This is a genomic window from Paenibacillus sp. BJ-4 (genome assembly GCF_020404765.1).
In the GTDB taxonomy this organism is placed as follows: Bacteria; Bacillota; Bacilli; order Paenibacillales; family Paenibacillaceae; genus Paenibacillus.
This window is the reverse complement of the sequence record NZ_JAIVEM010000023.1, coordinates 40,675-53,908: the sequence shown is the minus strand read 5'-3', so window position 1 is coordinate 53,908 and position 13,234 is coordinate 40,675. Positions and strand designations below refer to the sequence as shown.

At 48.9% G+C, this 13,234-nt stretch carries 12 protein-coding genes; all 12 read right to left on the bottom strand.

The annotated features are described in order from the left end of the window. Positions 1-19: 19 nt before the first annotated feature. Positions 20-781: a WecB/TagA/CpsF family glycosyltransferase gene (locus tag LCF57_RS04850; protein ID WP_225999690.1), complete on the bottom strand. Its 762-nt coding sequence runs from the start codon at positions 779-781 to the stop codon at positions 20-22. Between the two features lie 8 nt (positions 782-789). Next, positions 790-1,917: a polysaccharide pyruvyl transferase CsaB gene (csaB, locus tag LCF57_RS04845; protein ID WP_225999689.1), complete on the bottom strand. Its 1,128-nt coding sequence runs from the start codon at positions 1,915-1,917 to the stop codon at positions 790-792. Next, a complete protein-coding gene (locus LCF57_RS04840; RefSeq protein WP_225999688.1) occupies positions 1,893-3,902 on the bottom strand; it encodes a DUF5693 family protein in 2,010 nt (669 codons plus the stop codon). The genes csaB and LCF57_RS04840 overlap by 25 nt, the downstream gene beginning before the upstream one ends. Positions 3,903-4,076: 174 nt before the next feature. Beyond that, on the bottom strand, positions 4,077-5,795 hold the full coding sequence (locus LCF57_RS04835; protein WP_225999687.1) for a phospho-sugar mutase: 1,719 nt from the start codon (positions 5,793-5,795) through the stop codon (positions 4,077-4,079). Between the two features lie 96 nt (positions 5,796-5,891). Next, entirely contained in the window at positions 5,892-6,338 is a 447-nt protein-coding gene (gene fabZ, locus LCF57_RS04830; RefSeq protein WP_152379656.1) for a 3-hydroxyacyl-ACP dehydratase FabZ, read from the bottom strand. Between the two features lie 894 nt (positions 6,339-7,232). After that, positions 7,233-7,445 carry a DNA-directed RNA polymerase subunit beta gene (locus LCF57_RS04825; RefSeq protein WP_225999686.1) on the bottom strand — a complete coding sequence of 71 codons (213 nt, stop codon included), beginning with the start codon at positions 7,443-7,445 and terminating at the stop codon, positions 7,233-7,235. 10 nt (positions 7,446-7,455) lie between these two features. Then, positions 7,456-8,283 (bottom strand): flagellar hook-basal body protein, encoded by an 828-nt coding sequence (locus LCF57_RS04820; protein ID WP_225999685.1) that lies wholly within the window; start codon positions 8,281-8,283, stop codon positions 7,456-7,458. Positions 8,284-8,296: 13 nt separating this feature from the next. Next, positions 8,297-9,181, bottom strand: coding sequence for a flagellar hook-basal body protein (locus LCF57_RS04815; RefSeq protein WP_225999684.1), 885 nt, complete (start codon positions 9,179-9,181; stop codon positions 8,297-8,299). 123 nt (positions 9,182-9,304) lie between these two features. Next, complete coding sequence (locus tag LCF57_RS04810) at positions 9,305-10,303, bottom strand: rod shape-determining protein (protein WP_225999683.1); 999 nt, start codon at positions 10,301-10,303, stop codon at positions 9,305-9,307. 170 nt (positions 10,304-10,473) lie between these two features. Continuing rightward, complete coding sequence (gene spoIIID / locus LCF57_RS04805; RefSeq protein WP_225999682.1) at positions 10,474-10,761, bottom strand: sporulation transcriptional regulator SpoIIID; 288 nt, start codon at positions 10,759-10,761, stop codon at positions 10,474-10,476. Between the two features lie 202 nt (positions 10,762-10,963). Continuing rightward, positions 10,964-11,704: a M23 family metallopeptidase gene (locus tag LCF57_RS04800; protein WP_225999681.1), complete on the bottom strand. Its 741-nt coding sequence runs from the start codon at positions 11,702-11,704 to the stop codon at positions 10,964-10,966. Positions 11,705-11,774: 70 nt separating this feature from the next. After that, positions 11,775-13,220, bottom strand: a complete 1,446-nt coding sequence (spoIID, locus tag LCF57_RS04795) for a stage II sporulation protein D (RefSeq protein WP_225999680.1) — start codon at positions 13,218-13,220, stop codon at positions 11,775-11,777. Positions 13,221-13,234: the final 14 nt, after the last annotated feature.

The window sequence follows — 13,234 nt, the reverse complement described above, 5'->3', positions numbered from 1 at the left end:
GGCAAATTCAAGGTATTTATCACTCTTTTGTGACGTTTTCTTTTTCACGCATCACTTTCACGGCGAATTTCGGCAGCGCAAGCATTCTTTTGTACCGGCTGGGCTCTTTAAGTAGCCTATACAACCACTCGGCTCTGAGTTTCTGGAACAATTTAGGCGCCCTCTTCATTTTACCAGAAATGATATCGAAACTACCGCCAACCCCCATCATAACCGGCACGCCCAGTTGCTCCTTATATTTACCAATCCACGGTTCCTGTGTGTCCGCGCCCCGTGCTACAAACAACAGATCAGGATTCGCCTCACGAATGGCTGCAATGACTGCCTCGTCCTCTTCGGGTCCAAAAAATCCATCACGTTGGCCGCTAACCGTAATTCCAGGATAAAGCTCATGTACCCGTTGTGCAGTCGCTTGAATCACCTCGGACGTTGAACCGAGTAAATAAACTTTCCAATGATAGTTTTCTCCGGCTCTAAGCAATTCATGTAACAAGTCAAAACCCGCCACTCGCTCAGGTACAGGATGTCCTACATAATTTGCGGCCCAGACCACGCCAGTCCCATCTGGAACAATTAACTCGGCCTGCTTCATCACTGACATGTACTTAGGGTCTTCCAATGCAGCCATAACCATAATCGGATTGGCAGTGATCACTTGATGGGGTCTGCGAGACTCCACCGCCTGGATTAATACATTTAAAGTATCTTTCATATTAAGCCTTGATACCCGAACACCGAAAATCGGGACGGTAGGCACATTCGTAACCTTATCAACTGTCACTGTATCCATCATCCTTTGCGACACAAGTAATTAATGATATGCTGTGCCGGCAAACGGGCCTCGCTCTTCAACAAAGCAATTGCCGCTCCCTGGCTCTCGATCCATTGATTTCGCTCGTCTAGCAGCCGCACAGCCTCTTGAGCCAGCTTTTGTCCATCCAGCGCTTCTGTAGTGCCTACAGGCTGGCTGCCGACGCGACTGAGGAAATGATCAATTTTGGGATCGTAGGATATCCCCAACGGGGGCACATGATGGGATGCTGCATAGATCAAGCTGTGCAGCCTCATCCCGATCATCAAGCTGCAACGACTGACTTCCAAAAGCATCTGCTGAGGATCGGTAACCTGATCACACATACTGACACGACTTCCCGTTGCCCTAATATCCCCCAAATAATCCATTACCATCCTTGAAGCCTGCTCGTCGTCAGGCAAATGGAAAGGTAAGAAACGCAAGTGTATGCGGCGTCCAGCAGCTAATTTTTTCAGACCGTCTGCGATAGCCTTTAAATCGCGATGCTCCTTGTCCCAGTAGCGTACTGACACGCCAACGATCGGAAGTTCATCCCGATTATTCTCAGCCGCTTGCTCGGAAGCTGAGGGCAATGGTAGTCCCATTACCGGATCGGGAACAACCTCGATAGGCGGGCGCTCAAGCTTCATACCACCCAGTAATGCGGCGGATTGCTTATCTCTTACAGATACATATTCGCAGCGTTGAAACACAGACCGGATCATGGGATAAAATATCTTTCGTTGCACCGGACCAATGCCCTGAGCATATACAAACGTCGGCTTTCCGGCCCATTGAGCCAACTTGAGAATGGCAAGGTAATAAGGAATGCTTTTGGGACTTGTCGCGTCCTGCAGCAAGCTTCCGCCACCACTGATTAGCCCGTCGCTGTTTTGAATTGCTCTTCGAACCTCCCCCAGACTCATACGTGGGACAGCTTCTACTCCATACATTTTCTTTGTCCATGCGGGGTCGGAAGACAGAACAACAGGCTTAACCGTAATTCCGGCCTGACGACTTTCCTCCTCTAACGCAGTCAAAATGGACTTGAGTACCGCCTCGTCTCCACTATTGCGAAAGCCGTAATAACCCGAGATTATTATCGTTTGAGCTGTGGTGACCATTTCTTCCAACATCCTTCCAGCACTTGCCACACGACAATTGCGATAATTCCCAGAAGCAGACCCAGTCCCAATCCTAGTAATCCGCGACTAAGCGAGAGTGCCGCTGGAGAGTGAATGTGAGCAAAGGTATCCACCATAGAAGCTTGACCGATAGCAGCTATAATCAATAAATAGATCGCTTTGCGATATTTCAGCGCCAAGAACGCTCCCGCAATAAACAGTGGGTGTGCCATCAAGAATTCCTTATTACGCGGACGCACACCAAACGCATTCTCAAGAAAATTCCGGAACACCAGCTCCGTATTCGACACTGTACCCGCATTTCCGGTACGAGTCAGATAGTAATACCCTGCAGCTCCGATAACAGCCAATGCAACTACCCACAGTACGGTAATCGGCGTGCGGAGCAACTTGGAAATTTCCTCACGTATAGAAACGTCACGATAAAAGAAAATATATATCGCAGCCAAAAAGATTGGCAGAATATGAAGCAAGCTCACACCTCTAAACTGGTTCAATACAAGGCTATAAGCAATACTATTCAACAGCGCAACAACAAAAGGCACCGCAGCCAGCGACAAAATTGCTGTCCGCACGTACAGGATAAGGGTTTGAACCAACCGCTGACCTGTGGAAAGTTCCTGTTCATGTTTAATTCTAACAGTACGTACGGCAATAACCATTGCTACTGTAGGGCCGCTTATTGCTGCGAGCAACGCCAAGCCTTGCTCCATCAAGCTGGAGTTCAGGACATAAAGACCTGCGGAGCCAACCAAACCGACTATAAAGACCAGCAAGGTCAATACCGGGGCAAAATAGGACACCATTATGGAGAAGAATGCAAGTGCACCCAGTACGACGACCATTTTCAGGTAGCGTTGAATTGACGAATCAACCACCTTGAATGGTTCAGCCTGTCCGAGCTCAAATCCCTTTTTCTCCATCCGTTGTACAGCGTTACCTGGCTCGTCCAAGCTGTGGATCAGATTGTCTACCGAATCCTTTACTTTAGCCTCAGCCACGCTGCGCGTAGGGGCAGTATTAAGATATAGCATGCGAATATTGCGATCCTTGGTCGCCAATGCAAAACGATCTGCCAAGGTCTCGACATCAAGCGTTGAATCCTTGTCGCTCAGAGAATACAGTCGGACAACGTTATAGTGTATATCGTAAGCAAGCCTATTGAAGCCTGCTTGTGGTTTTTTCAAGTTTTCAATAGCAGCCAAGCCAATATCATATTTATTAAGCAATTTCGCAAATGCCGCCAGACTATGCTCTTTTTCGTTATCTGTAAAGCCTTTAACCGAATCCCCTTCAAACAAAATGCGTTTCACACCATTCTGCTGAAAGGAGGCCAGCATCTCTTCCGTCAATTCCTCGTTATAAGGAAGACTGTCACTCATCCGCGGAACGATAAAAAACCCTTTGCTCCGAAGCTGCTTCATAGCAATCGGGTCAGGCTGCATCGGCTTAAGATACGCATCCTCTGGGGATGTTTCCACAACCAGCCCTTCTTGTCCCTGATAGCTCCATGACTTTACGTTAATGCCCAGGCTTGTAAACGTACGTTCAATTAACGGCTTTAGTGCCTCAGCATTTTCTTTGTCAGCAAAAACAACATACGTAAAATTCTCATTTGCAGGTGAAAGACGTTTTTCCAAATCAGCAACGTTCTGAGTCGTATAAGTTACGACCCGGCCTGCTTTACGGAAATCGTCCAACGTACTTTCATACATCGCCATACTGTTTACACCCGCCTGCTTTAAGCGGTCCAACTGCTTGTTCAAATAATCCTGCGGGTGAGCCTGATACGAAGCTGCCTCTGTCAAATCCCGATAATCGAATACAATCTCTACTTTTTTACTTGAAGATTCTGTCTTCACACGATCGGCGATGACTGGAATGGAGGCCAGCAAGCCGAGTGCGACCAGAATCCACAACCATTTTCGAGAAGCCGTATTCCAATACTGCCATTTCTGATACACCAAAGAACCTCCTTAATATCGTTGCCGCAATAAGTCTATTTTCCCAAAGCCTATTCCAGATTATTCTGCAACATAGAAATGACCCCCACGGCGTACTGCCCTTTGCCGTGAGAGGTCACCGATACTTATTTCATATCTAATTGTCTAACCTATTCTATTATAAATGGATTTGTCTCAAGCGTCTACGCGCGCCATAACAGCATCCACCAAACGGCTGATTCTTTGCTCAGCATCTGCCAGCGAAGAACCGCTTACCGCGAAGTATACTTTGATTTTTGGCTCAGTACCAGAAGGACGCAGGCAGAACCATGAACCGTCCTCCAGTAAAAATTTGAGTACATTTTCTTGTGGGAGTCCGTCCAATCCTTGCGAGTAGTCCAGCACCTTGTCTACCTTCACGCCTGCAATCTCTTGAGGGGCGTTGCTGCGCCAATCCGTCATTTTGCCCTGAATCTGCGCCACTCCGTCCTTGCCCTTCAGTGTACGAGACTCCAGCTTCTCAAGGAAGTATCCAAACTGCTCGTACAGCTCTTGTAAAACATCATACAGCGTCTTACCTTGTGTGCTGTAATAAGCAGCAGCTTCAGCAATCAGCATGGCCGCTAGAACAGCATCCTTGTCGCGAGCATAATTGCCTGCCAAATAGCCGTAGCTCTCTTCATAACCGAACAGGTAGGTATAATCTCCCGTTTGTTCAAACTGGTTCATTTTCTCACCAATATATTTAAAGCCAGTTAGCGTGTTAAACACAGTTGCTCCAAAATGTTCGGCAATGACTGCGCCCATTTCGCTGGTTACGATGGTTTTGATGACCGCCCCGTTATTCGGAAGCTTGCCGGTTTCCTTTAGCTGATTCAATAAGTAGTACACCATAATCGCGCCGGACTGATTCCCAGACAATACCACATATTCGCCGTCACGGTTCTTCACAACCGCCCCCATGCGGTCAGCATCAGGGTCTGTTCCGATCAACAAATCCGCACCAATCTTCTCGCCCAATGCAATCGCTAACTTGAATGCATCACGTTCTTCTGGGTTCGGCGATTTGACGGTGGAAAACTCAGCATCAGGCAGCTCTTGCTCAGGTACAATATGCACTTGCTCAAAGCCGATTTTCTCCAGCACACGACGCACCGGCACATTTCCAGTCCCATGGAGAGGTGTAAACACAACCTTGAAGTTTTTGCCTGGCCCAGCTGTAATCAGCTCACGGTTCACACTCACACTGGCCACCGTCTCTACAAACGCTTCATCTTTCTCTTCTCCAAGCCAAACCAGCAGTCCCTGTGCCTCTGCTTCTTCACGGGTCAAACTGTGAATATCAGCAAAAGTAGGAACCTCACGGATATAACCAATCACCTGTTCAGCCTGATCAGGAACAAGCTGGCCACCTTCATTATTGTATACCTTGTATCCATTATATTCAGGCGGGTTATGGCTCGCAGTTATAACAATCCCCCCACTGGCTCCCAAATGACGTACGCTAAACGAAAGCTGGGGCGTCGGACGCAGGGACGGGAACAACTTAGCTACGATACCGTTGCCTGCCAGCACCAAGGCTGCATCCAGTGCAAACTCCGGCGAGAAATGACGCGAATCATGTGCAATAACAACCGAAGGCTTGCCTTCTTTTCCAGCATGCTGCTCTAAAATATAGCGAGCCAGCCCTTGAGTCGCACGTCCAATGACGTAGCGGTTCATTCGGTTGCTGCCTGCCCCAATTACTCCACGCAAACCACCTGTACCAAATTCCAACTCTTTGTAAAAGCGATCCTCCAGCTCCTGCTCGTTGCCCTCCAATGCGCGCAACTCCTGTTTGGTCTCTTCATCAATATAAGGGTCTTGCAGCCAGCTCTCAATGCCTTCTAGTGCTTTTTTACTCAACTGCGTCATACGGAATTTCCCCTCTCCATTTTTGGTTGTCAAAACAGGATTTCTATGTACACATGCACTCGGTTCAAACGTCGTGCTTATGTCAGCAGAGCTTGCTTATTGGGGAGGATCGGATAAAGCAAACATAATCTCGCCCTCAGCTACTACCGTATCGCCTACTTTAGCCGTAGCTTTCCCCTTGCCGAATGCCCCTTTGGAACGGGTTATTTCCACTTCAAGCGTCAGCGTATCCCCAGGAACCACCTGTCCACGGAAGCGGAAACCATCCAGCCCTGCCAAGAAACCGATTTTGCCCCGATTTTTCTCTAAATGCAGTAATGCAACAGCCCCAACCTGAGCCAGTGCTTCGGTGATCAGCACACCAGGCATGACCGGATACCCCGGAAAATGTCCGATGAAATGAGGCTCACTCATCGTTACATTTTTAATACCTACTGCTCTTACCCCTTCCTCCAGCTCAATGATGCGATCCACCAACAAAAATGGCGGTCGATGGGGAATGATTTCCTGAATTTGATTAACATCCAATTGCAATTTGTCCATTTACCTTAATAACTCCTCCCGCTTGCAGGTTTGGTTTTGTACCAATCATGAATGGCTGCAAGCATAATATTACCCTACCTGTGCTGCATAAAAACAGTGCAAAGCGGCAACAATGATAGATATCCTTCACCTACTGCAGAAGTGAAGGTTGAGATAAGGGGCTTTTTCCGTCGGTTACGCAACCAGAGGCGGAAGAGGCCCTTTTGCCCGTGTTTGGTCTTACCCGCAGTGTTATAAACTCCCCATCATTATACAGTTATCGGATGCAAAAAGAAAATTACGCGGAAGTACCATATTGGTTGCTCCTATTATGGGGTGAAGCGGAGCTTCAATTTGAGTCAAGGTGGACGGGCTGCGGAGATGGATCATTCTTCCGATCGCTGTTAACCTCGGATTTTTTCATTGTATAAGAATTCAAGAGTAAAATCCGAGGTTAAAGGCGAACGCTATCGCTTCTTCAGAACGATTCCATCCCCTCCGCCGAGTTACTTTTGGCTCAAAAAGAAAGCCTCGCTTCAATAATACTCGCTTGTCGGAGGGCGGAACAAAACCGAAGGCCTCTGCGATGGCCTTCATTGGCTGCAATCCATACGCGCTACGCTGGAGGCTCCTGCCGTTAAAGGCAAAACAAAACCCTGCGCCACTGGCACAGGGTTTTGTTTTCTTATTACTCCCCACACAATTGCGGGCGGTTTATTTTAATTAAAGTGGCTCTGATGGCGGGCAGCAGCGGAGCGAAGGATTTGAATCTGGAGAAGCGTTAGCGTTCGCCTTTGCAACGGGATTTTTACAACTGAATAACTTATAAAATAAGAAAATCCCGTTGCAACAGCGATCGTAAGATCAAACATTCGCGGAGCTGTCTTTGCCCGCCACCCACTCTTTTAAAGTAAACTAAGGCGCAAATATAAGATCAATGACATGCTGCCAGGTTTTCCATTCAAATACGCCTGCCAGTCCTTGTTTGCCTACAATCACGTATCCTGCAATTAAACCACCTAACAGCGAAAACAGGAGCAGCAGCGGAACTACGAAATAACGGGCAGTACGCCAGCGGGACTTCGTCTTTTCAGGAACTGGACGGGAAGCGGATTGTTCTTCTTTCATCACCAAATCCCTAAGCCCTCAGATTGTTAGCCAGGTTCATCATCGTATCGCTAGAGGTCAGCGCCCGCGCTGCCATTTGATACATCCGCTGAACTTGCATCATATCTGTCATTTCACCCGCTAAATCCACGTTGGACTGTTCCAGGTAACCGGAACGCACGGATACGTCTGTTGGAACAGCACCCGCTACACCTGCTGCACCGAATACATTTGCTTCTGTTACTCCATTCGCTAATACGAACAGGTTATCATCCCGCTGTTCCAGTCCTTCTGGACGCTGAACATCCATCAGCTTGATTCGCTGACCAGCTGTTGGTTCGCCCGTCCCATTAGCACGAATCAACAACTCACCATCCGAATTAATGGCTACCTTGGAGCCTGCTGGCGCAGTCACAGGAATATCATTGTTGTCCAGTACCGAATAGCCTTCAGCCGTGGTCAACATCATCGTTGCACTGTCATTCGGATCAGGAATAAAATGAAAGCTGCCGTCACGAGTCCAAGCTTTTTGCCCATTGCCCTGAACTTCAAACATGGCATTACCCTGGATCGCCAGATCGGTAGGAAGCCCCGTCTCCTTGAGCGAACCCTGTTCCATATTTTTCATAATTGAGGCTGTTTTAACTCCGTAGCCCAAATTATAACCGAGCGGCATAGCCCGCCCATTTTGGAGATACGATGAAGGTTGTTGCTTTACATTAGCAAGCACATCTTCAAAGGAACCCTGTTTACTCTTATAACCAGTCGTATTGATATTGGCGATATTATCGGCAATCAAATCCAAACGCTGTTGCACACTGGCCATCGACACCATTGCGCCAATCATGGAGTTGTTCATCACTTACCCCCTGTTATACACGGCCTACTTCGTTAACGGCCTTGTCCAAGCTTTTATCATAAAATTGAATAACCTTCTGATTCGCTTCATAAGCTCTTAACGCAGCCATCATATCCACCATCGACTGCGAAGCATCTACATTAGATACTTCCAGATAACCCTGGCGGACGGACACAGTATCGTTAGCGGTCATCATTCTGGCTGTGGCACCATCCGTATCATTCAGGCGGAAATTCCCATTGCCCTCACGAACGAGCTGGTACGGCCGATCAATGACACTAATCCCAAGCGTTGTTCCCAACGTCTGGTTGGACTGGCTATCCACCAATTCGCCCCGCTCATTTACTTTAAGTGCTGAGACAGCACCCGTCACTCGAATCGGGTTGCCATTCGTATCCAGCACTGCTGAGCCAGTTGACGAAAGCAACGCACCCGCTCCATTTACCCGAAAATGTCCGTCACGCGTATAGCGTACATTTCCGTTATTGTCACGGACCGTAAAAAACGCTTCTGGACGATAGGTGACTTCACCGTTAGCATTAACAAATTTCCCCGCCTGATCAAAAGCCATAGGCTGACCCGTTGCCGGGTCGTTCACACTAATACTGGACTGTATCGCAAAATCCGTGGCCTGTCCGCTGTCCTTCAATGCTCCCTGAATGTATGGGGAGAGGCTTTCCTCGGCAAAAACGCCAGTATTGAGCTTGCCGACCGTACGGTCTGGATTATCCGGGTTACCGCCCGTCATAGAAATAAGCATTTCGGGAAAAGAACGTTGAACACTGTTCTCTTGTTTGTATCCCGGCGTATTCATATTGGCAATATTTTGCGTCACGGTGTCATGGCGTCGTTGCTGTGTCGTCATTCCGGCTGCCGCAGTATATAAACCTCTCAACATGTATCGCGCACCCCAATCCTGTACTCTGCTAATGCATCATCTGCTCGTACGGAGGCACGGAAGCCGACATGCCAGGCAACCTGTCCGACCGCACACGAGTCTCATATAGTCACTATCGGCAGATTAGAACTTTTTCTTAACCACATGATCCAAATTATCCAGCATAATTCCTGTGCCTTTAACGACACAATGCATCGGATCCTCGGCAACCAATACCGGTACACGCAATTCTTCTGCAAGCAGCTCGTCCAAACCACTAAGCAGCGCACCGCCACCAGTCAGAATGACACCACGATCAATAATATCGGCTGACAGTTCCGGTGGGGTCTGCTCCAATACAAACTTGGCCGCAGCAACAATCGCTGACACTGGGTCTCTAAGTGCATCCTGCACTTCATCGGCAGAAATACTTAATGTTTTAGGCAATCCGGACACCATATCCCGTCCACGGATGTCCATCTCCGCACGTTTTCCACTCGGATGCACAGTTCCGATGGCAATCTTGATATCCTCGGCCGTACGTTCCCCAATGAGAAGCTTATACTTTGTTTTCACATATTTCATGATGGCTGAATCAAACTTATCTCCTGCCATTTTAATGGAAGAAGCCGTGACCACATCCCCCATAGAGAGGACTGCAACGTCTGTCGTTCCACCACCAATATCCACGACCATGTTGCCGCTAGGCTCAAAGATATCCATTCCTGCCCCGATGGCAGCTGCTTTTGGCTCTTCCTCCAAGAACACTTCTTTCGCCCCGCTGCGCTCTGCCGCTTCACGAATCGCTTTTTGTTCCACTGAGGTAATGTTCGTCGGCGCACAAATCAAAATACGAGGGTGGCTGTACCAGCTTTTTCCCCCTACCCGACTGATAAAATATTTTAACATTGCCTCCGTCACTTCAAAATCAGCGATGACGCCATCCCGTAACGGACGAATGGCTATGATATTACCAGGAGTCCGTCCAACCATACGACGTGCTTCCTCTCCGACAGCCAATACTTTTTTTGTATCGCTTTCTATCGCAACAACGGAAGGTTCGTCAAGAACAACCCCCTTCCCTTTGACGTGGATAAGCACGTTGGCCGTACCGAGGTCGATACCGATATCATTACTGAACATATTAAAAAGGCCCCCAAAGTGATATTTTAAAAGCTAAGATTCGACAAGAAGCGGCAAATATATGTATAAACCTACGGTTACATGTCATTTTTCGTCTTGTACCATCTTTTAACATATCATACTTCAGGGGGTTGATTCAATGGCTTTGCCAGCCAATTCACTATATATTTTTAAGACTTGCCGGAAACGAAAATCTCCCTTCTTTTCCCACTCGTTTTTTTGTACTTAATTTTCGTCGCTTCCCCTCCCCGCAGATGGCGGATGGATTTATGGTATTCGAGAATGTGCTTCACTTGATCGGCAAGATCCGGGTTGATTTCAGGCAGCCGTTCGGTCAGATCTTTATGCACCGTGCTCTTGGAGACACCAAATTCCTTGGCAATCGTACGGACCGTATTCCTTGTTTCCACGATACAGCGACCGATTTTGATGGTCCGTTCCTTGATGTAATCGTGCACGCTCCCGCCTCCCTACTGTGGATAGTTTGGTACATTATATGAGGAGCGTGCTTATATATTCGCGGTTTGGCGGGAAGACATGCTTCCGAAGGCCTATTTATTTGACAGAAGCAACTTATCTGTTTACCTCTTGAACAAAAATGAACAAGAAAAAAGCAGGGAATATGGATTCCCCGCTTTGCATGCAAAGCCATGACCAAATTTATTTTTTAGGAAGCAGGCCTGTAGGATTCACCGGCTTGTCATCCTGATACACTTCAAAATGCAGATGCGTTTTCAAATCCTTTTCAAGCTCGTTACGACCCGCTGAAGCAATCACATCGTTCTGTTTAACTTGATCGCCCTCTTTTACTTTCAGATCGCTCAAGCTTTGGTACACCGTTTTGAGATTGTTATCATGCGTGATTTCTACGACATTCCCCACCAGCGGATTTTGTTCCACACGGGATACTTTGCCACTCAGGGCGGCTCTCACTTCAAACGTCTGATCGTCGGCCCGGGAAAGATCAATTCCGGTGTTAGCAGTAAAGGTTTTATCATACTCTACCATGGCTGCTGCCTGCTCATCAGCTGTCGCGTTTTCGTCAAAAAATGGCTTTACGACCTTTACTGCGGCGGCATCTGCCACCGGCCATGCGATATTTTCCGACTGGGCAACGACTTCCATACTTTCTGGCTGTTGTCCGTTAACATCGGTATCGACTGCGCTTGTGCTCTGTACCGATGGACTAGCTGGGTCAGGTTTGAAAGACTTCTGGCTGGCATCCTGATAGACCCACACTAAAGTTAGTATAATGGCTGCTGCGGCAATGTAGGCTGCCGGGTATGCCCACCTTTTGGACAACAGCTTTTTCCACGAAGACGGCTGTGAAGCTCTTCCACCCTGAAAGGTTTTGGGTGTTTCTTCATGATTTTGGTTCTGGTTTTTATTTTGTTCACTCATTTGCTCATCACCTCAGTAACCAGTGTTACCGGGTGCAACTCTTTTATACTTCAAAGTTTTGAAAAATTTACTAACTTAGAATACGAGAAGCCTGTGCAAAGGAAATACCAGTATAGTAGTGAAGGAGAATTTGAGTGGCAGTATAGCCTTCCTTGGCCATTCCATTGGCCCCCCACTGACTCATGCCGACACCATGGCCGTAACCATAGGTCGTTATAGCAATCTTGTTTCCTTCGGTCCTCCAGGTAAATTCAGCCGAACGCAGTCCCAGTTTGTTGCGAATTTCCGGTCCTGTAAAGACTGTTCCTCCTACTTCAATCTTTTTGATGCGATGCCCTTCTGTCTTGGAGAGTACCTGAATCTCAGGCGTACTTTCACCTCCGGTAGAAGCAGCCATCGCAGCACGGCTCAATCCCAGTCTATCAAACACGCTCTGACGGCTCAGTGTGATGGTTTCTGTATATCGTGGGGCCAGTTGCTTGTCCCAGGGACTCGATACGCTCCGTAAGTAGGGCACAGCCTTGGCCCAAACATCCTCTGAATTTTCGGTATAGCCGTTGCTGGTAGAAAAAAAAGAGGCGGTAATCGGTTTCCCTTCATATACCATGATCGTATCCTTGGTGTCGTGCACTGCCTGCCGAATTTTAGCCAGCTCAGTAGCTTTACCTGAATGTCCCCACTCTCTAGCAAGTTTGGCTTTAGAAATGTAAGCCTGATGCTTAACGGTATCCGTCACATCTGCTCCTGCCGGCGTGCCACTGGTGTCATCAGCCAGCAAACGCCGAGTAATGAAGGTGCGCGCGGCAATAGCTTGCGCCTTCAGTGCCTCGCCTTCGAAGCTGGGCGGCATTTCGGCGGCTACAACGCCGACAATGTACTCCTCCAGCGGCAGCGTCTCTGTACGGCCCGTAGACGTGACGTACACACGCACGTCCGGCTCTGCCACTGCCGGAACACCACGCGCTGGAGCAGCAGGCACCGCCGGGATGGGCGGAACCCCCGGCAGTCGCGTCACGGGGGCCTCAGACTTCGCAGCCGCGACGGGCATCTCGGGAGCTGCCTTGCGGCTGCCCGGTGGCAACGGCTGCGCCGTATGGCGAGGCCACGTCATTAACGCAGGCACAGCCAGCGCAAGCGCCAACAGGCCTGCTATGGCGGCAGCTGGCAGCCAGGGACGGTAGCTTCCCCAGCGTGGAGCACGCCCGGTGGCAGGCCGCAGATGTGGCACGGGCATGGATACGGGCGGCAAGTTTGCGCCACGTATGTCACGAGCTGCTGCGCCGGAGGCGGGGAGTGACGTGCCTACGGGATGCACAGCGGGAGTCACTGCCGTTGCACGCCGTGCGTACCTGGCTTCATCGGGCAATGTGCGTCGTGTGCCCGACCTCTGCTGAGCAAGCTTGCTTGTCTGTGTTGAAGCAGCTATAAAGCCGGGACTTTCTTCCGCAGGTAAAGTCCGGCGATGTTCGTTGGCATGACGAATCGGTATACGAATGCGAACCTGTGAATCTTTCATAGGCTGAAACCTCC

Bases quoted from the DNA above. Each gene is read 5' to 3' on its own strand.
- csaB (WP_225999689.1), bottom strand. From the start codon at position 1,917: ATGGTCACCACAGCTCAAACGATAATAATCTCGGGTTATTACGGCTTT.
- LCF57_RS04835 (WP_225999687.1), bottom strand. From the start codon at position 5,795: ATGACGCAGTTGAGTAAAAAAGCACTAGAAGGCATTGAGAGCTGGCTG.
- fabZ (WP_152379656.1), bottom strand. From the start codon at position 6,338: ATGGACAAATTGCAATTGGATGTTAATCAAATTCAGGAAATCATTCCC.
- LCF57_RS04825 (WP_225999686.1), bottom strand. From the start codon at position 7,445: ATGAAAGAAGAACAATCCGCTTCCCGTCCAGTTCCTGAAAAGACGAAG.
- LCF57_RS04820 (WP_225999685.1), bottom strand. From the start codon at position 8,283: ATGAACAACTCCATGATTGGCGCAATGGTGTCGATGGCCAGTGTGCAA.
- LCF57_RS04815 (WP_225999684.1), bottom strand. From the start codon at position 9,181: ATGTTGAGAGGTTTATATACTGCGGCAGCCGGAATGACGACACAGCAA.
- LCF57_RS04810 (WP_225999683.1), bottom strand. From the start codon at position 10,303: ATGTTCAGTAATGATATCGGTATCGACCTCGGTACGGCCAACGTGCTT.
- LCF57_RS04800 (WP_225999681.1), bottom strand. From the start codon at position 11,704: ATGAGTGAACAAAATAAAAACCAGAACCAAAATCATGAAGAAACACCC.
- spoIID (WP_225999680.1), bottom strand. From the start codon at position 13,220: ATGAAAGATTCACAGGTTCGCATTCGTATACCGATTCGTCATGCCAAC.